This window comes from Allobosea sp. P5_A5 (assembly GCF_056400625.1).
Map to the genome: position 1 here is coordinate 560,326 of NZ_JBFUKY010000002.1, position 22,870 is coordinate 583,195.

Below are 22,870 nucleotides of genomic sequence, written 5' to 3' on the forward strand. Positions count from 1 at the left end.
CAGCGATGACCGCCATCCGCGCCGCTCTTACCGCAATCGCGTTTTCGCTGCTCGGTTTGTCGGGGGGGGGCGCCTGGGCACAAGCTCAGCCGGCGGCTCAGGAGGCGGGCCTCGAATCGCTCGTCATCGTGAGCGGCGGCAAGCGCAGCGCCTTCCAGGTCGAGGTGATGCGCAGCTCGGAGCAGCGCGCCAAGGGGCTGATGTACCGCCGCTATATGCCGCCGGATCGAGGCATGCTGTTCGACTTTGCCGCCAGCGAGCCCGTCGCGATGTGGATGCAGAACACCTACATTCCGCTCGATATGCTTTTCATCCGCAAGGACGGCACGATCGCGCGGATCGCGGAGAACACAGAGCCGTTGTCGACGCGGACGATCCCCTCGGGCGAACCCGTGCTTTCCGTGCTCGAGATCAATGGCGGGGTTGCCAAGGAGCTCGGGATCAAGCCGGGCGACAAGGTCGAGCACGCGTTGTTCAAACATTGAGAACGTTTGCCTGCCTTTTGCTTGCGGGGCGAGGGGCTGGCATGATAGCCAACCGTAGCGTTTCGAATGTCGTCGGGGTATAGCGCAGCCCGGTAGCGCATCTGCTTTGGGAGCAGAGGGTCCCAGGTTCGAATCCTGGTGCCCCGACCATTCGAACCGCTCTTGAAAACCTTGGTGACGGCCGAGCGCATTCCATGACCGCACGCATCTATCGTCCCGCCCGCACGGCCATGCAGTCCGGCACGGCCAAGACCGAACGCTGGCTGCTCGAATACGAGCCGGAAAAGCCGCGCGAGATCGAGCCGCTGATGGGCTGGACCTCCTCTTCCGACATGAAGAGCCAGCTCAAGCTCTGGTTCGACAGCGAGGCCGAGGCCGTCGCCTACGCCACCCGCAACGGCATCGCCTATCGTGTCGAGCAACCGAACGAAGCCAAGCGCCGCTCGCTATCCTATTCCGATAATTTCAAGTTTTCGCGCGTCGGCCAGTGGACGCACTGACGCCGGCGGGCGAGGGCTGATCGCCATCGTTTCCGGGCCCGTAGCTCAGTTGGATAGAGCAACGGACTTCTAATCCGTAGGTCGCTGGTTCGAATCCAGCCGGGCTCGCCATCCTTCTGCTGCCGTTCTTGCAGTTCTTCTGTCTTTCGGCGCCTTGCTCGTGCCGGAAAGACGTCTCATCGGGCTCTCGAGAGCCTTGCCGGCTCCGGCTCGCATGCGGCCTTATGCCCGCAAGGATGAATGATGTTCTCGCTCACGCCCGCCATCGACCGGCTCAGTGAATTCCTGACAGCGAGCCATGCGCGGGCTTGCGCCTTTCTGGTGCTGCTGTCGCTGGCGGCGTTCCTGCCGGGGTTGACGACGCTCCAGCCGATCGACCGTGACGAGCCGCGCTTCGCGCAAGCCAGCAAGCAGATGCTGGAGACCGGCGATTTCGTCGATATCCGCTTTCAGGACGAGGCCCGCCACAAGAAACCGGTCGGCATCTATTGGCTGCAGGCCGGGGCGGTGAAGGCCGGCGAGGCCCTTGGCGTGCCGCAGGCGCGCACGCAGATCTGGCTGTATCGCATTCCCTCGCTGCTCGGCGCGATCGCCACCGTGCTGTTGAGCTATTGGGCGCTGCTGGCGTTTCTGGCGCGACGTTACGCGCTGCTGGGTGCGGCCCTGATGGCGACAGCGGTTCTGCTCGGTGTCGAAGCGCGAATCGCCAAGACCGACGCTGTGCTCGCCGCCTGCGCCGTCGCCAGCATGGGGGCGCTGGCGCGGGTCTGGCTGGACTGGACACGTTCGCTCGCCTTCGTGCCCGGTCGGCGCAACTGGCTGGTGTTCTGGATCGCGACCGCCATCGGCCTGCTGATCAAGGGGCCGATCGTCCCGATGGTCTGGGGCCTCGCCATCCTCGTGCTCAGCATTCGCGAGCGCTCCTTCCGGTGGCTGAAGCCGCTGCGGTTCGGGCCGGGACTGCTGCTGTGCCTCATCGTCGTGTTGCCCTGGTTCGTCGCGATCATGATCAAGACACAAGGGCATTTCTTCGCCGAGAGCGTAGGGCAGGACATGCTCGGCAAGGTCGCGGAGGGCCAAGAGAAGCATTGGGGGCCGCCGGGGCTCTACCTGCTGTTCTTCTTCGCGACCTATTGGCCGGCGGCGGCCTTCGCGGCCATGGCGATCCCCTTCGCATGGGCGCGCCGCAAGGAACCGCAGGTGCTGTTCCTGCTCGCCTGGATCGTGCCGTCTTGGCTGCTGTTCGAGGCCGTTCCGACCAAATTGCCGCATTACGTGCTGCCGCTTTATCCGGCGATCACGGCGCTGCTTCTGTTGGCGTTGATCAATGGCGGCATCGACCGCTGGCGGCGCGGGGCTGTCGCGACCGCTTGCCTCGTCGTCATCGTGCCCTTTGCGCTGATGGCGGTGCTGATCGGCGGGAATTGGCGGCTCGACCATGCCGTGCCGTGGCTGGCTTTGCCGTTCTTCGCGGTGATGCTTGTGGCCGGTATCACTGTCGTTGCGGCCTTCAGGCGGCTGGATCTGGAAGGCGCGCTCTGGCGCTGCGTCATCGCGAGCCTGTTCCTGACCTTCGCGGTCTATCCTTTCGCGATCGAGAGCCTGCGCTCGCTGAAGATCTCGCCGCGTCTCGCAGAAGCTGCGCGAGCCGCCGGCTGCGCCGATCCCGCCGTCATGACGCTGGGTTATCGCGAGCCCAGCCTCGTTTTCCTGACCGGAACCGATCTCGCCATGGCCTCGACCGGGGCGGAGGCCGCCAACTTCCTCAACCAGCCGGGCTGCCGGGTCGCCTTCGTCGAAGCGCGCTTCAGCGAGGCGTTTCAGACAGCGCTCGCAACCTTGCCGGGCAAGCCGCGTCTCGTGACCACGATCGACGGTTTCAACCTCAACGGCGGCAAGCTGCTCTCGATCGCCGTGTTCGCCAAGACGCCGGGCTGAGCGGTGGGACGCGGATCGCGCGGGCCGGGTCCTCAAAATCTGCGTTCTCCTTTTCCGACCGATGCTTTAGAGCAATGCGCCAATCGTTTTCGGATAAAGCAACGTTGACCGAGAATTCCTCCACCCAACCGCTGCTCAGCGTCGTCGTGCCGGTGCGCAACGAGCAGGGCAATATCGCGCCGCTGATCGCGGATATCGAAGCTGCTTGCGCCGTGCTGGGGGCCTTCGAGGTGGTCTATGTCGATGACGGCTCGTCCGACGGAACGGCGGCTGCGCTGGCGCAACTGGGCGCTTCCAAGCCTTGGCTGCGGATCGTCACGCACGCACAGTCCTGTGGGCAGAGCGCGGCGGTGCGCAGCGGGGTCCGACACGCCCGTTCGGCCGTTGTCGCCACCCTCGACGGCGACGGCCAGAATGACCCCGCCTTCCTGCCGGCCATGGTCGAGGCGCTGCAAAGGGGCGGGCTCGAGGCAGGGCTGGTTCAGGGCCAGCGTGTCGGGCGCAAGGACACCGGGTTCAAACGCTGGCAGTCCAAGGTCGCGAACGCGGTGCGCGTCAAGGTGCTGCGGGACGAGACCCGCGATACCGGCTGCGGGCTGAAATGCTTTCGCCGCGAGGCCTATCTGGCCTTGCCTTATTTCGATGCCTTGCATCGCTTCATGCCGGCGTTGATGGCGCGCGAGGGTTACACGGTGCTGCATGTCGACGTGCGCGACCGGCCGCGCCTGACCGGCGTCTCGAATTACGGCTTCTTCGACCGGCTCTGGGTCGGCATCCTCGATCTGGCCGGGGTGTGGTGGTTGATCCGCCGGCGCAAGCGCGTGCCGCGGATCGTACAGCTCCAAAGCGGCGGGGACGGGCTCTGATGCTGATCGATCTCCAGCACCGGGTCGGCGGGTATCTGCACGACGTCTTCGTCAATAACATCGACTGGTGGGTATTGCTCGGCGTCGTCGCGCAGGCGCTCTTCACCATGCGCTTCGTGGTGCAGTGGTGGGCGAGCGAAAAGGCCAAGCGCTCGGTCGTGCCAATGACGTTCTGGTGGTTTTCGATCGGCGGCGGCGCCCTGCTGCTGATGTATGCGCTTTACCGGCGCGATCCGGTCTTCATTGTCGGGCAGGCCTTCGGCGTGTTCGTCTATGTCCGCAATCTGCAGTTCGTGCTGCTCGCCAAGGCACGCGGCGAGGACACGAATTCCGGACCGGGCTGACGCGTCCCTCGCGGCTCGGGCCCGACCTGAACCTTTCGCGGCGAGGCGGCAGGGGCATCGCTCAGTCTGAGCTCCTGGGTCAGCGTTTTGCGTCACCCAGAAATGACGGCGGGCCTGTTCAGCTTTTCTGAGGCGCGGCCGGTTCAGGCGCAGCGCCTTCTGCCGCCGCGCCCTGCGCCGGCGGTTTTGCTGCCGACGGCGTGCGGACCGGCGCCGCATAGGCCGGATAGCGCTCGCGATAGGCCTTGAGAAATTCCGAGATCGCGTCGGCGTTGGCTGCGGCGCGGGCCATTTCGCGGATGTCCGAAGGGCGACTGCGGTTGGCCCCTGTGACGAAGGCGAAGGTGCGGGCATCGGCGCTCTGCGCCATTTTCTGCGCGAACTTGCTGCGCAACCGGTCCAGCGACAGGCCCTCGTTCGCCATCACATAGGACACGGCGGAGCGCATCACGTCGGCGCGCTGGCCATCGCTCAGCGGCGTGGTGCCGCGCCAGCTCTCGTCGAGAATGCGCTCATAGGCCTCGCCGGCCTCACGCCAGCGGCGGCCGGTCCAATCGATGTCGGCGCGCAGCCGATCGACCTCGTTGCCCTGTTCGCCTTCCAGCAGCTCCAGCGCCTGGTCGGTGCGGGAGAGGTCGGAAAGCCCCTTGGCCTCGAGCAGCAGGCGGGCCCGCTTCACGTCCGCAGGCAGCTCGACCAGGCGAGTGGAGGCGAGCGCACGGACCGCGTCGGCCGGCTTGCCGTTCATCAGGTTGATCATGGCCAAACGCGCCGCGACCGTGGAGCGGGCGGCGCCGGTCAAGCGTTTCTCCATCTGGTAATTCAGGATTTCCGATGCCTGGTCGAGCAAATCGAGCTCGACCAGCCTGTCGGCGAGCAGGCGCGTGATCTCGTCGCCGCGCCGGCCGATCGGCAGGAATTCCTTGAAATCGTAGAACAAGGCCAGCGCTTCGATGCGCGGCAACTTGTCGGCGCCGCCTTCCGTGAAAAGCTCGGCGAAGCGCTGGGCCGTCTCGTCGTGCATGCGGCGCGTCAGCGGGTCGTCCGGGAAGGTCTCGTTGGCGCGGCGCGCGATCAGGAAGGCGTCGCGCCAGCGGTTCTGGTCGGTATAGAGGCGGTTGAGCTCAGCCAGTGCCTCGATCTCGAGCGCTCCGCCGCGCCATGTGATGGCGACGGTTTCCAGCCGGGCGATGGCCTCGTCGCTCTTCAGGTCGGTACGCTTCTCGGTATCGGCGAGCTTGACGGCCCGCAACTGCGCCTCCGCCGCGACCGGCCGGCTGGTCGCCGCAAAAAGAGGGCGATATCCGGCCATCGCCGCATCGGCGCGGCCGCTGGCATCGTCCAGCATCGCCCGCAGAAGCGCCAGCCGCTCCGGGTCGATCTCGTCATGCAGATTTTCGGACAAGGTCTGGATCTGCTTTTCGGCGACGCCTAGATCCTGCGTCGCCAAAGCTGCCCGAGCCATGGCTTCGCGCAACTTGGCCTGGATATCCGGCGGGTAGTGGTCGAGATGAGTCTCGCCCCGGCGGAAGGCCAGCAGGGCCGGGACGTTGCGGCCGAGACGTTGCTCGGCCAGCCCTCGCCAAAGTCCGGTCTCGGCGTCCTCCTTCAGCGGGGGCGCATTGAACGCGATCAGCGCCTCCTGGTTGCGATGCATCAGCGTTGTGGCCAGCCCCTTCAGAAAGAGAGCTTCGCGATTGCCTCGCATGGCCGGATCGTCGGCAAGGGCTGCATTGATCGGCCCCAGTGCCTCGACGGCGAGTCCGTTCGCCAGGTCCAGCCGTGCCAACGCCAGACGCGCTTCCGATTTCCGGTTACGGGACGCGCCGGCAGCCTCGCGGGCCAATTCGCGGCCCTGATCGCGGGCGAAGCCTGACTTCAACTTTTCCCATCGCTCGGCATCGATCAGCGGCGCGGGGCGTGCCGCGACCTTCGCCTCGTCCTGCTGCTTGCCCTCCGATGCGGCGTCGAGCGAGACGGTGAGGCCGCCATTGCGGCCGATCGCGACCTGTTCGGTCTCGGCACGGGCGACCAGATCGTCCGACCGCGGTTGGATCGCGAGACCCTGAACGGTGGGGAGCAGTTCGAATTCGACGAAGCGATAGGGCTTCGGCGTCAGCCGCGCCGGGCCGATGGCGGTTGCCACCGCGAGCGGCAGGCCCGCCGGCCCGGCTTCGAGCCAATGCACGCCGGTCAGCCCCGGCATTGGCACTGCGAGATTAGTCTGGCCGCGATCGTCCATTCCGCGATGCGGGTCGATGGCAGCGGCCGAGCGGCCGGCGTCTTCGCCGAGGTCGAGCGACCAGTTGTTGCCGTCGGCAAAAAGGCGCGCCAATGGCTGCCCGGCGAGGCGCAGCCTGACCAGCGTGACCTTGCCTTCGCGCGAGACGGTGGTCTGCGCGATCGCCTTCGGTAGGAGGCCGGTCAGGTCGGCCGGGTCGATCGTGTCGCGCGTGTCGAAGACGAGCGTCATGGTGCCGGCATCGAGATAGGCCGCAGCACCCGTCGGCCGGGGAAAACGGAAATCGAGACGCTTGTCGACGGCCGCGATCTGCACCTTGGAGGGAGGCAGGTCGGGCACTGGCGTCAGCGCGGCCGCAACCGGCTTTGTCTCGACAGGTTTCGCCTCGGCGCTTTTAGCGTCGGTGGCCGGTTTCGGCTCGGGGGGCGCTTTCGCATCGTTGCCGGCGGCCGCCTGCGGCGTGACGGGTGGTTTTTCGAGATCAGTAAGAGCGACGGACGGAGGCTTGGCCGGCTTCAGCAGATCGACCACCAGCCCCGTTTCGTCGCTGAAGTCGCGTGCCTGCCAGTCCGGTGGCATGGAAAGGGAGAGTTTGAGCGCGCCCTTGCCCGGTTCGAGCGCGACAAGTCCGAAGCCTTCGGGAAGAGCTGCGCGCAGCAGCGCGGCATCGGCGCTCATCGGCTTGTCGAAGGTGAGTTTCAGGGTGGAACCGTCTCGCTCGGTCTTCAGAGCGGTCCCCGCCGGCGTCGTGAAGGTCAAGCGTTCCAGGGTCGGCAGGCTGGCGCGGCGCAAGGTCAGCGCCGGCACCAACACCGGCGCTGACGGTCGGCTCGCGCTCTCGCGGGCCTTGATCTCCGCCAGACGCAAACGCTCCGTCAGTTCGGCAATGGCTTCCGGCGGCGGCCCGGGCAGGAGGCCTTTCCAACTTTCCGGCAGCAGATCGATGAAGGCCTTGTCGCCGGCTTCGATCAGGTTGGCCTTGTATCCCTGCGTCAGGGCGAAGCGCATGCCGCGCCCGTCGGGATCGACGCGGGCGACCGAGATATAGTTCGGCAGCTCGCGGGCGATCTTGGCGATGTCGACCTGGACGGGCGAGGCGAAAACGACGATCAGCACGCCGTTGGTAACGGTGATGCGGGTCTGCGTCGGTTCGTCGAAGGCGATCGAGAGGCGGCCGAAGCCGGCGGGCATCGCCTCACCGCGCAGCTTCGCGCTCGCTGCGAGCGCAGGTGCGCCGAGACCGGCGGCGAGCGCGAGCGCGGCCAGCCCGATACCGAATGCGAGGGAACGCGACAGACGCAAGACCCAAAACCCGACTCAACGCGACAAAGGCTCACCTGCACGACCGCGCAGGAAAGCTCGCGCTCACGCTAGGGCGTCAAGCATAACAGCTGCTTAATGGGGGGGTGCGATCGGGACGGCTCCCGACTTAGGTTATCGCTGCGGGGGCGCGATCGCCGGCAGTTCGTTGCTGCCGAGGGGGCCGTCGTTCGAGACACGGTCGATCGTCGGCGACCGCCCGCTGGTCGCCAGCGCGACCGTGAGCTTCTCGGCCTTGTCGGGCGCCATGGAGGCGAGGACCTCGGACATCTTGCGAGGGTTCATCTGCTGCACGACGGGGACGAGCACATCGAGGCCGAGCCGATCGAAGACCCTGGCTGCATCCTTCGGCTTCATCGCCTCGTACATGATGACGAGGTTTTTGATCGCCTTCGATTCGTCGGCGGCGGCCTTTGCGCCAGGGACCGCCTTTTCCTCCATGGTCTTGAGGTCGCCGAGCCGGCCGTCGAGCTTCTTTTCGGCCGTGCCGAGCAGCCGCTCTCGCATTTCCAGCTCACGCAGGCGGCCGTCGAGTTCCTCGCGCCGCTCGCCGAGCCGTTCGAGAATCGCTTTCTCGGCGGGCGAGACCGCTTCCTTAGTGCCGTTGATCAAGGAGGCTTTGTTGGCGGGGTTGGCGGCACGGGCCGCCTCCGCCTTGGCGTCCGCTTCGGTTTTTTCCTTGTCCTTGTTTGGATCGGGAGCCGGTACGGAGCCGGTCGTCTCGGGATCGAAATTGTCGGCAGCGTTGGTGCGGGCAATGGTCCTGGCCCGGCCGTCCTTCGATGTGCCCGTCGTGCTGGCAGCGAAGACCGGGCCGCTGGCCGGGATCGTTCCGGGGAAGGGCTCCGCCGTCCACGCAAGCAGCTTCAGCGCCAGGAGACCCATGGCGCCGAGAATGACCGCTGGCAGGAGGCGAGGCCTCTCGATCACGCAGCCTGGCCCTCCATCTGCGCTTCGAGGCGCCGCGCCGCGCGGGCACGGATGCCAGCGGCGGACTGCGCCGCGCTTTCCAGCCGCGACATCGGCGTCGGCTGTTGCGGTGCAGGCTCAGGGGCGGCGGGCTTGGCGATGAGCGTGGCGGCGCTGACGATCTGGCTGATGCGCTCCATCACGGATTGTCCGGCCTCGACCTGGGCTGCGAGGTCGGCGGCATAGCGCTCGGCCGTGCGCAGGCGCTCGTCCAGCGTGCGGTCGCAGTCGCCCAGCGTGTTCCGCAGACCGGCAATGGCGCGCTCGGCGCTGTCCGTCGCGGTGATCAGCGCTCCCACCGTCTGGCGCATGCCCGCCTCGTCCGCTTTCAGCCGCTCGATTCGCTTGGCGAGGATGTAGCAGGTGATGATCGTGGCCACGAGCAGGCAGGCGACGAGAGCATCGGCGATGAGATTGATGGTCATACTTGGCCTGCTCAGTTGGACGCGCTGAGGTGACTGGAAAGGCTGTCGAAAGCGGACAGCGTGGTCTTGGAGCGCCGCAAGGGCTGGACCACCTGGACGGCGATCTTGCCATCGACCCGGCCGATGCGGCCTTCCGTGACGATGAAGTCTCCGCAGCGGAGCGACACCGTCGAATCGGGCCTCGCGTCGAACATCAGCGTGTCGCCGATCTCGAGTTTCAGGATACGCTTCAGCGGCATCTGCGTTTCGTGCAGCACGCAGGTAACGTCGACATCGGTCTGCCAGACCTCGGTCGCGAGGTGGTTCTCCCAGGTGGGATCGCGCCCGAGCTTTTCACCCATGAAGCTTTCGAGCAGCAATTCACGGATCGGCTCGATGGTGGCATAGGGCAGGATCAGGTGCAGCGAGCCGCCTCGGCCTTCCATGTCGAATTTGAGTTCGACGCGGATGGCGGCATTGGCAGGGCGGGAGATCGAGACGAAGCGCGGGTTGGACTCGACGCGGTCGATCGTGAAATTGACGGGTGAGAGGGGGCGGAACGCAGCCTGCGCGTCGCTGAGCACCAGCTCGATCACGCGCCGCACCATCCGGATCTCGATGGAGGTGAAGGGTCGCCCGTCGATCCGCGGGGCCGGCTGGCCGCGCTTGCCGCCGAACATGGTATCCAGCACCGAGTAGATCAGCGCGGACTCGATCGTGATCAGACCGAAATTGTCCCATTCCTCGGCCTTGAAGACTGACAGGATGGCGGGCTGAGAGATCGAGTTGACGTAGTCGCCGAAACGCACCGAGCGGATGCTTTCCAACGTGACTTCGACATTGTCCGTGAAGAAATTGCGCAGGCTGGTCGAGAGCAGACGCACCAGACGCTCGAAGATGATCTCGAGCATCGGAAGCCGCTCGTAAGCGACCGAACCGGAATCGACGATGGCCTGGATGCCGTTGCGGGACGCCGCATCGTCGCCAGCGGAGAAACCGAGCATCGTGTCGATTTCGTCCTGCGACATCAGGCGGTCTGTACCGCCCTCCTGTTCGCTGTCCTCATCGACGATATCGGGAACGCTTGCCCATTCGGCCGCCATGCCTTCCGGCGTCAGCGGCTCGTCGGATCCCGGCCGGCCGGTCTTGTCGCGGTCGAGGCTCATTGGACCAGCAGTTCCTTGAACAGCACCGCATCGACCTTGGCGGGATAGACCGTCATGTTGACGCGTCGGAGCAGCTCTTCCTTCAGGCGGTACATGCCTGCGGACCCTTCGAGGTCGGACGGGCGCAATTCCCGCATGAAGATCTGGAAGGCGTCCTCGACGCGCGGCAGCAGCGGCTTGACCTCCTCGGCGACCTTCGGATCGCCGATTTCCAGCGCAACCTTGATCTTCATCACGGCCGGCCGCTCCTGCTGGCCGCCATTCGACATGCCGATCATCATATCCTTCATGTCGAGGAAGGTGGCGGGCTGCTTGACCTTCGCCTCCTCCGCATGGGGGTCCTGAGCGGGCTTCTTGAGGAAGAACCAGGCGCCACCGCCGCCGCCGGCGAGCAGGACCACGGCGCCGACGATCATGATGAGCTTTTTCTTGCCGCCCTTCGGCGCCTCTTCAGGGACGCCTTCCTCTACCGTCTTGGCTTTCTTCGCCATGTTCTGCCCCGGCCGTGCGAACGGCGTTCTGCCGCCTCTCGGTACCTTCGCCAATCACGGTTAACGCGTCGTTAAGGCGGCAGTTTTTGCCGGGTCGTTCTTGCCGTGGGCATGGTGGCTGCCGGGCGACCGGGCTGCCCACAAAACTGTTTTTCGATAGATATTTCAGATATTTATGCGGATTAACCATGTTGGCATGGCGGTTGCGAGGGTTGGACCGTGGTGACTGCGCTGGGGAGCGTCGAGGTCGCCGCGGAACAGGATCGGGAGTTTCGCCGTGGAGAACGCGCTTCTCGTCGGCCTTTCGCGACAGGTCGCCCTGACGCGGGAGCTGGATGTCATCGCCAACAACATGGCGAATGTCGGCACGAACGGATTCAAGGCACGCAGCGCGCGCTTCAACGAATTCGTCATGCCGAAGGCCAAGGCCGAGGCGTTCAAGCCCGGCGACCAGGCCCTGTCCTATGTCATCGACAAGGGCACGCCGATCGACCTCTCGCAGGGCACGATCGAGTTCACCGGCAATCCGCTCGACGTCGCTCTGAAGGACGACAATTTCCTCGTCGTCCAGACCCCCGCCGGCGACCGCTACACCCGCGCTGGCTCGCTGACGGTCAACCGCCAGGGCCAGCTCGTGACGCAACTCGGCCAGCCCGTCATGGGCGAGGGCGGGCCGATCAACTTCGGCTCCAGCGAATTCGACATGCGCATCGCCGCCGACGGCACCGTCACCAGCGACCAAGGCACGCGCGGCAAGCTGCGGCAGGTGCGCTTCGCCGACCCGACTGCGCTGATCAGCGAAGGCAACAACCTCGTCTCTTCGGCGAGCGCACCGCAGCCGCCGCTGCCGGGCGCGAAGTTCGAGACCGGCGCGATCGAGCGCTCGAACGTCAAGGCCGTCAGCGAACTGACGCGACTGATGGAGGTGCAACGCGCCTACCAGGACGTCGCCAACATGATCAGCAAAAACGACGACCTGCGCAGCAAGGCGATTTCGCGCCTCGCTGACCAGCAGGCCTGACCCGAAAAGGAGCCGACGCCATGCGCGCCATGCAGACTGCGGCCACCGGGATGGCCGCCCAGGAGATGAACGTCCAGGTCATCTCCAACAACATCGCCAACGTCCGCACCACGGGCTTCAAGCGGCAGACGATCAATTTCCAGGACCTGCTCTACCAGAACTTCCGCCGCGCCGGCTCGTCAACCTCCGACCAGAACACGCAGGCGCCGGCCGGCACCTTCGTCGGTTCCGGCGTGAAGGTGGCCTCGACCGGCCGTGTGATGAGCCAAGGCAACATCTCGCCGACCGAGAAGCCTTACGATCTCGCCATCCGGGGCGAGGGGCTCTTCAAGGTCCGCATGCCTGACGGCCGCACGACCTATTCGCGCGACGGCTCCTTCGATCTGGATTCTCAGGGCCAGATCGTGACGCGCGACGGGTACATCGTCGAGCCGGGCATCACCGTGCCGACGAACTCGACCGCTGTGAGCATCAATGCGCAGGGCACGGTCGAGGCGACGATTCCCGGCCAGACGGCGCCGCAAACGCTTGGCCAGATCCAGCTGACGCGCTTCGTCAACAAGTCGGGCCTGGAATCGATCGGCGACAACCTGTTCATCGAGACGGCTGCCTCCGGCCAGCCGATCGACGGGTTCGGCGGGGGCGAAGGCTTCGGCACGCTGCAGCAGAACTATCTCGAAGAAGGCAACGTGCAGGCGGTGACCGAGCTGACGACGCTCATCGCCGCGCAGCGCGCCTACGAGATGAACTCCAAGGTCATCTCGGCCGCCGACAGCATGATGTCGGCGACGACGCAGATGTTCCGCGGTTGAGGGGCAGGCTGATGATCCGCATCGCTTTCACCGCTACGCTTGCTTCCGCCGCACTGATGGTCGCTATGCCGGCCGGCGCGCAGCCGCCACGCGCCAAGCCCGCGTCGGTCGCGGTCGCCTCAGCGCTGCCGTCGCAGGTCGCCGCACCGCCAAGCGCGCCCGCGCTGCTGCCGAGTGCGAAGCTGCAACTTCGGCCGGAAATCTACCTCACCCAGGATCTGGTCACCTATGGCGACCTGATCGCCGGCCTTGGCGGAGAGGCGGCGAAGATCGCGGCCTTTCGCGGCCCTGCGCTGGGCGATACCGGCACCATCCAGGTCGCGCGGATCGTTGAGGCGGCGCGCGAGGCCGGCATCATCCGCGATGCGGGAGAACTCGAAAGCCAGGGTTTTGCTCAGGTCGTGGTTACCCGTGCCGCCCGCCGCGTGACCGCGAGCGACATGGAGGGCGCCGTGAAGCGCGGCCTTCAGGAGCGCTTCGGCGTCGATGCGCGGATGTTTGCTCTCTCGGTGGATGGCGGATCTCCCACCATCGCGATCGAACCGGAGCTCACCGGCGATCTTGCCGTCGTCGATCTGTCCTACGACCCAAGGGGACGGCGCATCCTGGCGCGGCTCGCCGTGCCCGGCAGTGCCGCCATGCGACTGAAGCCCCTGCGCATTTCCGGGCAATTGGTCGAGACCGTCGAGGTGGTCATTCCCAAGCGTGCCATCGCGCGCGGCGAGACGCTAACGGCAGGCGATGTCACCATCGAGCGCCGGCCACGCGACGGGCAGGGCACCGAGCTGGTCAGCGATTCCCGTGGCGCCGTCGACAAGGTCGCCCGCCGGGCGCTCATGGCCGGCGTGCCGCTGCGCACCGGCGATGTCCAACGCGAGGAGATCGTCGCCAAGGGCGAGCTCGTCACCATCGTCTACGAGGCGCCGGGCATCCTCATCACCATGCGTGGACGGGTCAACGAATCCGGCGCGATGGGCGATGTCGTCTCCGTCACCAACCCACAGTCCAAGCGCACGCTCCAGGGCACGATCAGCGGGCCCGGCCGTGTTTCCGTGAAGCCGGCCATCGGCCGCATCGCCAGCGCCCAGTGAGTGTCGACATGCGTCTCTCCGTGAAAACCCTTTCGAACGCCCGCCGCCTTGCCGGACTCCCGGGCCTGCTGCTCGTCGCCGCCTCGCTGGGCGCCTGCGGCGTCGGCGACCGGCTTGCCAATGTCGGGCAGGCTCCGAACCTCTCGGCGATCGAGGATCCGACCGCCGCGAAGGGCTACAAGCCGGTCCAGATGCCGATGCCCGCGATGGAACATGCCTCCTACGCGCCGAACTCGCTCTGGCGCACCGGTTCCCGCGCCTTCTTCAAGGATCAGCGGGCCCGCAATGTCGGCGACCTCGTGACGGTCAAGGTCAAGGTCACGGACAAGGCTCAGCTCAACAACTCGACCCAGCGCTCGCGCAAGAATGCCGAGGATGCCGGTGCGCCGAACGTTCTCGGCTTCGAGAACAAGCTCGACAAGTTCCTGCCGACGGGGGCCTCCGCCTCCTCGCTGCTGAAGCTGGACTCAGACTCGTCGAGCGCGGGAACCGGGTCGATCAACCGCTCCGAAACCCTGGCTACGAACGTGGCCGCGGTCGTCACCCAGAACCTGCCCAACGGCAATCTCGTGATCGAGGGCAAGCAGGAAATCCGGGTGAATTTCGAAGTGCGCGAGCTGATTGTCGCCGGCGTGATCCGCCCGGAGGATATCGAGAGCGACAACACGATCGATTCGACCAAGATCGCTCAGGCCCGCATCGCCTATGGCGGGCGCGGCCAGATCACGGACGTTCAGCAGCCGCGCTACGGCCAGCAGGTGATGGACATCCTGCTGCCCTTCTAATCCGTACGCCCGACCCTTCACTTCGGCGGCCGGCTGGAGCGAAGGGACGAACGGACAGCCCCGACTCTGAAATCCGGCCGGCGCGGAACGCTCCCCGCTTTCTCCGCTCCGGCCTCGATGGCGGTCTCTCCCGAGCCGCCGCTTCCGGCCGCCCGCTACGCTCCCCAAGCTATCAAAGCTGGCGGCCAAAAGCCCCGCGTTCTCCCGACGCGGGGCTTTTTCACGACCTGTCGCGGCCAATGGCCTGCCACGCGCGAAGTATCTCTGTTCGATGGACCGCCAATACCCGGCGATCGTCGCGGTGCTAGTCGTGTGAGGTCGGCTCGTATCGCAAGATGCCGGCTATGCCGCCATTGGAGCCGGCCGGCCGGTCGCTGGGGTGGTTGATGCCGTCATTCACCGGCACCTCGCGGAAGTCGAACGGACTGACACCCGCGATGCAGGCGACGTTCACGCCGAACTGGCGGGGATTCGAGCGGCGTTGATGATGGGTGTAGATCCCGCAGGACGAGCAGAAATAATGCTTCGCGGTCTTCGTATTGAATTGGTATTCGGCCAGGGCATCCTGGCCCGCGAGGATTGTCACGCCATCGCTTTCGGCCGAGACGACGACCGCTCCGCGCATACGGCAGAAGGAGCAGTCGCAGCGACGGGCCGTCTTCAAGCCGTCGGTCAAGGCCGCCTTGAAGCGGACCTGCCCGCAATGGCAGGCCGCCTGAACGACCGTCCGTCCCGCCATCGCTTCTTTCTCCATCGCCCGACTCGATCAATCGTCGCGGAAGACGCGCTCGTTGCGCTCATGCCGCTCCTGGGCTTCCAGGGAGAGCGTCGCGATCGGGCGGGCTTCGAGGCGCTTGAGCGAGATCGGCTCGCCGGTTTCCTCGCAATAGCCGTAGGAGTTGTCGTCGATGCGCGAGATGGCCGCGTCGATCTTCGAGATCAGCTTGCGCTGCCGGTCGCGGGCGCGCAGCTCGATGGCGCGGTCGGTCTCGGAGGAGGCCCGGTCAGCGATATCCGGGTGGTTCTCGCTTTCCTTCTGCAGCGTGACGAGCGTCTCCCTGGCCTCCTTGAGGATCTCGTCCCTCCAGGCCATCAGCTTGGTGCGAAAATACTCGCGCTGCCGTTCGTTCATGAACGGCTCGTCATCGGCCGGTTTGTAGTCCGCATCGAGAATGATCTGCTTCGACATGGCGCGCTCTCTTGCGTTGTCGGCCTCACGCGCCCTCGGCTTTGCCGGAGAGGGTGAGCCGATTTGGCGCCCTTATAGCGATCAGTCTCAAGCGGAACAATCGCTTCGAGAGGTCTCCGGTCACGTTCCATTGAACTCTGGAGAAACGCGTCGATCTCCGTGTTCGATCCCGGGTTTTTGCAAGGTCAGGGCGCTATTCGGCGGAGGGTTTCGGCGACCTCTCGCTCGAGCAGGCGCACGATCGGCTGGCGGTCATGGCCGTGGTCGAAGAACAGATTCGGATCGTGCAACTCCGGCCGGTCGAGGTGCCCGTCGACCATCCCTGTGCGCGGTCGCCGTCGTCGCGAAACGGTGCCGGACCCTGTTTTCAGCCATGCCGCGCGGCTCAGAACTGAAAATAGATGAACTCATAATTGGCGTCTTCGCCGATCTTGAGCAGGATGATGACGAAGAGCAGCCCGAGCAGCACCGCAAGCCAGCGGGCAGGCGGCAGCCGGTGGACGAGGCTCCAGGCGGTCGGGCCGGCGATGGCGAAGACGGCCGCCGGCAGCAAAGCGCGCCATTTGAACCCGTTCCCGACGGGCGCCCATCCGAAGAGGCCTTTGTAGATCGTCAGCGCCGCCTCGAAATGGCCGGACCTGAACAGCACCCAGCACAGCACCACGAACAGGAAGGTGAGCAGCCAGCCGAGCGCCGCCGGCATCGGCCAGCCCGCGCGGCGCCAGAACAGGGCGACGATCAGCGCGAGCCCATGCGCCACGCCCCAGGCGACGAAGGTGAGGCCCGCGCCGTGCCAGAGGCCGCCGAGCGCCATGGTCGCGAAAAGCGCCCAGATCTGTGTCGGCAGGCCGGAGCGGGACCCGCCGAGCGGGATGTAGAGATAATCGCGCAGGAAGCGCGACAGCGTCATGTGCCAGCGCCGCCAGAAATCCTGGATCGAGAGCGAGCGATAGGGGGCGTCGAAGTTCTGCGGCAGCACGATGCCGAACAGCAGCGCCAGCCCCAGCGCCATGTCGGTGTATCCGGAGAAGTCGAAATAGATCTGGAAGGTGAAGGCGAGGGTGCCTTGCCAGGCCTCGGCCATGCTGACGACCTTGCCCACGGCCGCGGCAGCGAAGACGGGGTTGGCGTATTCCGCCAGCGGGTCGCCGAGCAGCACCTTTTTGGCGAGGCCGAAGGTCAGCAGCATCAGGCCGCGCCCGAAACGCTCGGCCGCGTCGGGCCTGAGGTAAGGGCGCTCGTCGAACTGGTGCATGATCTCGCGCCAGCGCACCAGCGGGCCAGCGAGCACCTGCGGGAAAAACGCGATGTAGAGCGCGTAGCGCACGAGATCGTAGCGCGGCGCCTGCCCGCGCCGCAGATCCGTCAGGTACATGATGTGGTGGAAGGTGAAGAACGAGATGCCGAGCGGCAGCGCGAGCTCGAGCTTCGGCGCCGGCAGACCGGGAATCATTCCAGCGAGATCGGCGAAGAAGTTGAAGTATTTGAAGAGCGCCAGGACCGCGAGATTGAGAACGATGGCCAGCGTGATCAAAGCCCCCGACTTGGTCTTCTGGAACGCCTCCGCAATCAACCAGTTCAGGCCGATCGAAAGGATCAGCAGCGGCAGAAAGCGCCAGTCCCACCAGCCATAGAAAGCGAAGGACAAAAGAACGAGCACCGGCAGCCGCCAGGCTGGCGCGAAGCGCTCCGCCAGCCCATGCAGTCCAAGAGACAAAGGCAGGAAAGCGAGAAGGAAGATGAAGGAGTTGAACAGCATCGAGACTGGCGGGCGGCAGGAATGATCGCCGCCTTAGCGGATTATCAGACGCGAGTCATCGCCAGCGCCGTCCGATCACCTACAGCGGAATATTGTCGTGCTTGCGCCAGGGCCGCTCGACGCTCTTCGTCCGCAGCATTGCCAGCGCGCGGGCGATGCGACGGCGGGTCGAATGCGGCATGATGACTTCGTCAACATAGCCGCGCTCGGCCGCGACGAAGGGCGACATGAAGCGCTCCTCGTATTCCTTCGTCTGCCTCGCGATGGTTTCAGGGTCGCCGCCGCGGAAGATGATCTCGACCGCGCCCTTGGCTCCCATCACGGCGATCTGCGCCGAGGGCCAGGCATAATTGACGTCGCCGCCGACATGCTTGGAGGCCATGACGTCATAGGCGCCGCCAAAGGCCTTGCGGGTGATCACGGTGACGAGCGGAACGGTGCATTCGCTGTAGGCGAAAAGCAGCTTGGCGCCGTGCTTGATCAGGCCGCCATATTCCTGTGCCGTGCCCGGCAGGAAGCCCGGCACATCGACGAAAGTGACAATCGGGATCTCGAAGGCGTCGCAATAGCGCACGAAGCGCGCGGCCTTGCGCGACGCGTCTGAATCGAGCACGCCCGCCAGCACCATCGGCTGGTTGGCGACGATGCCCACCGTGCGGCCTTCCAGCCGGCCGAAGCCCGTGACGATGTTCTTGGCGTAGGCTTCCTGGATCTCGAAGAAGTCGCCCTCGTCAACGGTCTTCAGGATCAACTCCTTGATGTCGTAGGGCTTGTTGGGATTGTCCGGGACGAGCGTGTCCAGGCTCATGTCGACCCGGTCCGGCACGTCGAAGGAAGGCCATTCGGGCACGCCGGCCGTGTTGTTGGCGGGCAGGAAGTCGATCAGCCGGCGCACCTGCAGCAGCGCCTCGACATCGTTCTCGAACGAGCCGTCCGCGACGGAGGATTTGGAGGTGTGGACCTTCGCGCCGCCCAGCTCCTCGGAGGTCACGGTCTCGTTGGTCACGGTCTTCACCACTTCGGGGCCGGTGACGAACATGTAGGAGGTGTCGCGGACCATGAAGATGAAGTCGGTCATCGCGGGCGAATAGACGTCGCCGCCGGCGCAAGGGCCCATGATGACCGAAATCTGCGGGATGACGCCGGACGCCTGGACGTTGCGCTTGAAGACCTCGCCATAGCCGCCGAGTGCCGCCACGCCCTCCTGGATGCGGGCGCCACCGGCATCGAACAGGCCGACGATCGGCGCGCGCATCTTCAGCGCCATGTCCTGGATCTTGATGATCTTCTGCGCGTGTGTCTCGGAAAGCGAACCGCCAAAGACGGTGAAGTCCTTCGAGAAAACGAACACCGTGCGGCCGTTGACGGTGCCCCAGCCGGTGACGACGCCGTCGCCGGGGATCTTCTCGGCCTTGTCCATGCCGAAATCAACGCAGCGCTGCTGCACGAACATGTCGAACTCCTCGAAGGAGTCGCGGTCGAGCAGCAGCTCGACGCGTTCGCGCGCCGTCAGCTTGCCTTTCTTGTGCTGGGCCTCGACGCGCTTCTCGCCGCCACCTCTGCGCGCGCTTTCGCGGCGGGCATCGAGCTGCTCGAGAACGGTTTTCATCGCGGGCACCCTGGCTGGATCGATCGTTTTCGGATTAAGCGGAGCCCGTGCCTAAGTCCACGGGCTGGCCGTGCGGCTTTCGGCTAGCCTTCGGCCAACAACAGCACGGCGGAATCGAATTCGCGCCGGCGAATGGCGCGGCGCGTGGCCGCCTCCTCGTCCTGGCCCCAGACCTCGATCTGATAATCCTCGTCGAGATGCGCGGCCTGCCAGGTGGCATCGGGGTCGATCAGGCCCTCCGCGAGCGCCAGCATCAGGATGGTCGAGCCGGTCAGCGTCATGACGTTATGGGCGCCGGCGAGCGCAACCGGGGCCGATATCTCGGCAACCCTGCGGGCCACGGCATCCAGCGTACCAGCGGGTTGGTCGACGAAGACGATGCCCTCCGAGAGCAGAAAGCGCGCGCCGATCCGGCCTTCGACCGCGCTGAGGATCGGCTGCCAGAGCTGGTTCTGGCGGGCGACGAGTTCCTCGGGCTCGCCCGCGCGATAGCACAAAGCGTCCGAGCCGGCGTAGCGGACGATCTCGGCCCGCACGGCGGCTTGCTGATCGACGACCCCGTCCAGCGCCGAATTGACCAGGCGGGTCAGCGGCATCGCCGCGGGATCGATCTTCTCGCCCTGCGCCTCCCATTCGGCCGCCAGCGCATCCGCGACGGGACGCGAACTGACCGCAAGCGGGTTTCGCGCCGGGGTTCTGGCCGTGCGCCCATCCAAGGAGATATGAAGCAGCCCATCGCGCTCGATCACACCCGCTTGCTTGTAGAAGCGGGTCGGAAGCGGATTGTGCATCGCCTGCTGGGCAGCGGCGACAGGGTCAGGCTGGCGCGCGCCAGGCTGGCCGAAACGGGCGAGGAAATCATCGGTCGACATGCGCAAGCCTTAGCGCAGATCGGGCTCGCGCCGGAAGTCGCTTCCGGGCCGCATCTCAAGATGCCCGGATATGCCCGACGAACTGTGCGACTTCCCAGTCGAGCTGTTGTGACTGGGAGGACAAGGCGTCGGCGGAATGGGCGACATGCTGGGCGGCTTTGCCGGTATCGCCGGCGACGGTGCTGGCATGCTCGATGTGCTCGCCCGCCGCAGCGGTTTCGCCGGCCACGCGGTCGATCCAGTCGGCGATATCGGCAGCCGACGCGTTCTGCTGCTCGACCACGGCCGCGACCTTGCCCGAGATCGCGTTGAGGGAGCCGATCGTCAGGTTCATCGCGTCGATTGCCACAGCGGCTTCTTGGCCGGACAGGTGGATCGCATCGACCTGGCCCTGAATATCCTCGGTCGCCCTCCAGGTCTGCGTCGCCAGCGATTTGATCTCTTGCGCGACGACCTTGAAGCCGCCGCCGGATTGGCCCAGGCGTGCCGCCTCGATCGCGGCGTTCAGTGCGAGCAGATTGGTCTGCTGGGCGATCGCCGAGATCGCACCGCTGATATCGCTGATTTCGTCGGCCTTGCGGGAGAGATCGGAGACTTTCGCGAGAACTGCAGCCGCCTGCTCGGTCGTCTGTGCGACCACCCGCGTCGCCTCCTCAACCTGCCGATCGACCTGGGCGAAAGAGCGGGCGAGCTCGGCCGTCGCGTGGCTGATCGCGCGTGCATTCGCCGTCGTCTGGCGCGACGACGCCGAGGCGGCCTGCGAATGGGCGGAAACCTCGGCTGCGCCGCTGCTCATCTGCTGCGAGGAATCGCGCAGCGACTGGATCGACGCGATCAGATCGCGCGCGATTCCGGCCACCGTGCGTTCGAAATCGGTGGCAAGACCATAGAGGGTCTGGCGCCGCTCGATTTCGGCGCGCGTCGTCGTGTCGGCCGATTCCCGGCGCGCAGCGTCGGCGGCTTCGCGGGCCTCGTTGGCTTGCCGTTGCTCGGATTCAGAGGACCGGATCGCGTGCTTGAGCGCGTGCACCGCCCAGCTCAGAGCAGAGGCCTGGATGATGACGATGACCGCGTGAAGCGCGACACGGCTCATCTCGCTCTCGCTGCCGTTCGGAAAGACCGCCGCCGGATAAAGGAAGCTGAGCACGAGATGATGGAGGGCGATCGCCACCGTTGCCGGCAGAAAGATGCGCCAGTCGAGCCAGCCCGCCAGAACCGCGAGCATGGCGAAGAAATACATGTGGATGTCGACCTGGTAGGCGTGAGCCTTGAAGCCGTAGACCAGCAACATCACCTGCGCGACCGCCGCGCAGCTGCTGATCTGATGTGTTACCCAACCGGTCCGGCTCGCGCTCCATACCAGGGTGGTCAGCATCGCCAGCCCGCAGCCAAACGCGATGATGGCGCCATCGGCCGTCGGCGCGAAACAGAGTATGACGGCGTTCGCCCACAAAAGCGGGATCAGCATTCCGGCGAAGCGGCGGCGGAACAGCTCGACGTTGTTCATGCCCCGCTCCATCGGCCGATGCTGGCGCAAAGCGGCGCAAACGAGCCGTCGAGAACGAGCCAGGCGCCGGCGGCGTAGAGTTTTCGAGGCAGGTTCGGATCGTCGGCGACCGTCACGACCCAGGACGATGCCTGGTCGATCTCCAGGAGGCTTCCACCAGCCCGAGCGATGGCGCTCGACATGGTGCTGACGGGGCTGCCCGGCACGAAGACGGCGAGCACCGGATGTCCCGTCACCGGCCTCGATGCCATGAAAAGCGCGGCGAACGTCATCGCGACGGCAACTGCCAGGCCAAAGCCGATTTCGCGCACCAGCTGATCCATCCGCATCTGCTATGCTCGTATAGATTGCAGATTCGGGTTTCCAGCTCGTTAAGACGTCGCTGCGACTTGCCAGGGTTCAGCTGCCGAAGCGGTCACTCCAGGCCGGCCGCGCATTAGGGAAAGGCAGCGCCGTCGCGGCATGGACGCCCCGTGCGATCGCACGAGCGAGAACGTCGGCGGCCGTGGCGCAGAGCTCCGTCAGTGCAAAGGCGTCGGAGGGAGCGCCGGCGCGACCGGTCGCGGCGGCGAAAACGATGTCGCCATCGAGCGGCGCATGCGCGGGGCGCAGCGCGCGGGCCAGCCCGTCATGGGCTGCGAGCGCGAGCCTTCTGCATTGCGCCTTGGTCAGCGCCGCGTCCGTCGCAATGACTGCAATCGTCGTATTCTGGCCCGTCCCGCCCTTGAAGCGCAAAGCGAGATCATGCGGCACGATCCGATCCGGCCAGCCGCGCCCGCCGAATTCGGCGTCTTGTTCGTAGGGCGCAGCCCAGAAGTGCGGACCGTCGCCGATCGTCGCCGAGCCAACCGCGTTGACCGCGACAAGAGCTCCGACGACGTGTCCCGTCGCAGCGCGCGCGCTTGCCGAACCAAGGCCGCCCTTGAAGGTCTTCGTGGTGGCGCCATAGCCGGCGCCGGCCGTGCCGAGCGCGAACTCCGCCCCGGCTCCTTCCAATGCTTGCCGGCCGAGCGAGCGATAAGGCGTGTTACCGTTTCCCGAGGCCCAAGGCTTGGCGCCGCCATTGTCGAGGTCGAACAGGATCGCCTGCGGCACGATCGGCACGCGCAGCCGGCCGACCGGGAAACCGCGCATCTGTGCCGCCAATGCGCTCATCGCACCGTCCGCCGCCGAGAGGCCCCAGGCCGAACCTCCCGACAGGACGATCGCGTCGATATGCTCGACCGTCATGTCCGGTTCCAGCAGCGAGGTGTCGCGCGTGCCGGGGGCGCCGCCGAGGATCGCGACAGAAGCGATCGTCGGACGCTCGAACAGCGCTGCCGTCACGCCGGTCGCCGCAGCGGCATCATCGGCGTTGCCGACCAGCACGCCGCGAACATCGGTGATGAGGTTGCGCATGCCGCTAATCCACAGCCGAACCGAATCGTGCCGGGCACGTTGGATTCGACATTACGATCTTTTCATGCCGGGGCCATTCGGGAGTCACGGCCAAAGGCCGAT

The 22,870-nt window shown here is 65.9% G+C and carries 23 protein-coding genes and 2 tRNA genes; 11 read left to right on the forward strand and 14 right to left on the reverse strand.

The window, feature by feature from the left end; translation table 11 throughout:
• Positions 1-5 precede the first annotated feature (5 nt).
• The 7 genes from AC1DR6_RS06270 to AC1DR6_RS06300 all read left to right on the forward strand — a co-directional run bounded on the left by AC1DR6_RS06270 (position 6) and on the right by AC1DR6_RS06300 (position 4,133).
• On the forward strand, positions 6-485 hold the full coding sequence (locus AC1DR6_RS06270) for a DUF192 domain-containing protein (RefSeq protein ID WP_476828316.1): 480 nt from the start codon (positions 6-8) through the stop codon (positions 483-485).
• Positions 486-558: 73 nt separating this feature from the next.
• Positions 559-635, forward strand: a tRNA-Pro gene (locus tag AC1DR6_RS06275).
• A gap of 44 nt (positions 636-679) precedes the next feature.
• Complete coding sequence (locus AC1DR6_RS06280; protein WP_476828317.1) at positions 680-985, forward strand: ETC complex I subunit; 306 nt, start codon at positions 680-682, stop codon at positions 983-985.
• A 34-nt stretch (positions 986-1,019) separates the two neighbouring features.
• Positions 1,020-1,096: transfer RNA gene (locus tag AC1DR6_RS06285), tRNA-Arg, on the forward strand.
• A gap of 132 nt (positions 1,097-1,228) precedes the next feature.
• Positions 1,229-2,923 (forward strand): ArnT family glycosyltransferase, encoded by a 1,695-nt coding sequence (locus tag AC1DR6_RS06290; protein ID WP_476828318.1) that lies wholly within the window; start codon positions 1,229-1,231, stop codon positions 2,921-2,923.
• Positions 2,924-3,027: 104 nt separating this feature from the next.
• Positions 3,028-3,789 (forward strand): glycosyltransferase family 2 protein, encoded by a 762-nt coding sequence (locus AC1DR6_RS06295; protein ID WP_476828319.1) that lies wholly within the window; start codon positions 3,028-3,030, stop codon positions 3,787-3,789.
• Entirely contained in the window at positions 3,789-4,133 is a 345-nt protein-coding gene (locus AC1DR6_RS06300; protein ID WP_476828320.1) for a lipid-A-disaccharide synthase N-terminal domain-containing protein, read from the forward strand. The genes AC1DR6_RS06295 and AC1DR6_RS06300 overlap by 1 nt, the downstream gene beginning before the upstream one ends.
• A gap of 118 nt (positions 4,134-4,251) precedes the next feature.
• Here the strand turns inward: AC1DR6_RS06300 and AC1DR6_RS06305 are convergent, their stop codons facing one another.
• The 5 genes from AC1DR6_RS06305 to fliL all read right to left on the reverse strand — a co-directional run bounded on the left by AC1DR6_RS06305 (position 4,252) and on the right by fliL (position 10,725).
• A complete protein-coding gene (locus AC1DR6_RS06305; protein ID WP_476828321.1) occupies positions 4,252-7,677 on the reverse strand; it encodes a hypothetical protein in 3,426 nt (1,141 codons plus the stop codon).
• A gap of 132 nt (positions 7,678-7,809) precedes the next feature.
• Positions 7,810-8,625: a MotE family protein gene (locus AC1DR6_RS06310; RefSeq protein ID WP_476828322.1), complete on the reverse strand. Its 816-nt coding sequence runs from the start codon at positions 8,623-8,625 to the stop codon at positions 7,810-7,812.
• Positions 8,622-9,089: a DUF6468 domain-containing protein gene (locus tag AC1DR6_RS06315; RefSeq protein ID WP_476828323.1), complete on the reverse strand. Its 468-nt coding sequence runs from the start codon at positions 9,087-9,089 to the stop codon at positions 8,622-8,624. The genes AC1DR6_RS06310 and AC1DR6_RS06315 overlap by 4 nt, the downstream gene beginning before the upstream one ends.
• A gap of 11 nt (positions 9,090-9,100) precedes the next feature.
• A complete protein-coding gene (gene fliM, locus AC1DR6_RS06320; RefSeq protein ID WP_476828324.1) occupies positions 9,101-10,234 on the reverse strand; it encodes a flagellar motor switch protein FliM in 1,134 nt (377 codons plus the stop codon).
• Positions 10,231-10,725 carry a flagellar basal body-associated protein FliL gene (fliL, locus tag AC1DR6_RS06325; RefSeq protein ID WP_476828325.1) on the reverse strand — a complete coding sequence of 165 codons (495 nt, stop codon included), beginning with the start codon at positions 10,723-10,725 and terminating at the stop codon, positions 10,231-10,233. Before fliL ends, fliM begins: the two co-directional genes overlap by 4 nt.
• 277 nt (positions 10,726-11,002) lie before the next feature.
• Between fliL and flgF the strand changes: the two genes are divergently transcribed.
• From flgF to flgH, 4 genes are read left to right on the forward strand one after another with little or no spacing between them, the layout of a single operon-like run.
• Entirely contained in the window at positions 11,003-11,746 is a 744-nt protein-coding gene (gene flgF, locus AC1DR6_RS06330; RefSeq protein ID WP_476828326.1) for a flagellar basal-body rod protein FlgF, read from the forward strand.
• Between the two features lie 20 nt (positions 11,747-11,766).
• On the forward strand, positions 11,767-12,558 hold the full coding sequence (gene flgG, locus AC1DR6_RS06335; RefSeq protein WP_476828327.1) for a flagellar basal-body rod protein FlgG: 792 nt from the start codon (positions 11,767-11,769) through the stop codon (positions 12,556-12,558).
• A gap of 11 nt (positions 12,559-12,569) precedes the next feature.
• A complete protein-coding gene (gene flgA, locus AC1DR6_RS06340; protein WP_476828328.1) occupies positions 12,570-13,649 on the forward strand; it encodes a flagellar basal body P-ring formation chaperone FlgA in 1,080 nt (359 codons plus the stop codon).
• A gap of 8 nt (positions 13,650-13,657) precedes the next feature.
• A complete protein-coding gene (gene flgH, locus AC1DR6_RS06345) occupies positions 13,658-14,434 on the forward strand; it encodes a flagellar basal body L-ring protein FlgH (RefSeq protein WP_476828329.1) in 777 nt (258 codons plus the stop codon).
• A gap of 304 nt (positions 14,435-14,738) precedes the next feature.
• Here the strand turns inward: flgH and AC1DR6_RS06350 are convergent, their stop codons facing one another.
• The 9 genes from AC1DR6_RS06350 to AC1DR6_RS06390 form a co-directional block, all read right to left on the reverse strand.
• Positions 14,739-15,173 carry a GFA family protein gene (locus AC1DR6_RS06350; RefSeq protein ID WP_476828330.1) on the reverse strand — a complete coding sequence of 145 codons (435 nt, stop codon included), beginning with the start codon at positions 15,171-15,173 and terminating at the stop codon, positions 14,739-14,741.
• Between the two features lie 27 nt (positions 15,174-15,200).
• Positions 15,201-15,623, reverse strand: a complete 423-nt coding sequence (dksA, locus tag AC1DR6_RS06355) for an RNA polymerase-binding protein DksA (protein WP_476828331.1) — start codon at positions 15,621-15,623, stop codon at positions 15,201-15,203.
• A gap of 185 nt (positions 15,624-15,808) precedes the next feature.
• Positions 15,809-15,943: a hypothetical protein gene (locus tag AC1DR6_RS06360; RefSeq protein ID WP_476828332.1), complete on the reverse strand. Its 135-nt coding sequence runs from the start codon at positions 15,941-15,943 to the stop codon at positions 15,809-15,811.
• 65 nt (positions 15,944-16,008) lie between these two features.
• Entirely contained in the window at positions 16,009-17,382 is a 1,374-nt protein-coding gene (locus AC1DR6_RS06365; protein WP_476828333.1) for an MBOAT family O-acyltransferase, read from the reverse strand.
• Between the two features lie 79 nt (positions 17,383-17,461).
• Positions 17,462-18,991 (reverse strand): acyl-CoA carboxylase subunit beta, encoded by a 1,530-nt coding sequence (locus AC1DR6_RS06370; RefSeq protein WP_476828334.1) that lies wholly within the window; start codon positions 18,989-18,991, stop codon positions 17,462-17,464.
• Between the two features lie 83 nt (positions 18,992-19,074).
• A complete protein-coding gene (locus AC1DR6_RS06375; protein WP_476828335.1) occupies positions 19,075-19,863 on the reverse strand; it encodes an ATP12 family chaperone protein in 789 nt (262 codons plus the stop codon).
• A gap of 55 nt (positions 19,864-19,918) precedes the next feature.
• On the reverse strand, positions 19,919-21,370 hold the full coding sequence (locus AC1DR6_RS06380; protein ID WP_476828336.1) for a methyl-accepting chemotaxis protein: 1,452 nt from the start codon (positions 21,368-21,370) through the stop codon (positions 19,919-19,921).
• Positions 21,367-21,699 carry a hypothetical protein gene (locus AC1DR6_RS06385; protein ID WP_476828337.1) on the reverse strand — a complete coding sequence of 111 codons (333 nt, stop codon included), beginning with the start codon at positions 21,697-21,699 and terminating at the stop codon, positions 21,367-21,369. The genes AC1DR6_RS06380 and AC1DR6_RS06385 overlap by 4 nt, the downstream gene beginning before the upstream one ends.
• A gap of 70 nt (positions 21,700-21,769) precedes the next feature.
• A complete protein-coding gene (locus AC1DR6_RS06390; RefSeq protein WP_476828338.1) occupies positions 21,770-22,768 on the reverse strand; it encodes a P1 family peptidase in 999 nt (332 codons plus the stop codon).
• Between the last annotated feature and the right edge of the window lie 102 nt (positions 22,769-22,870).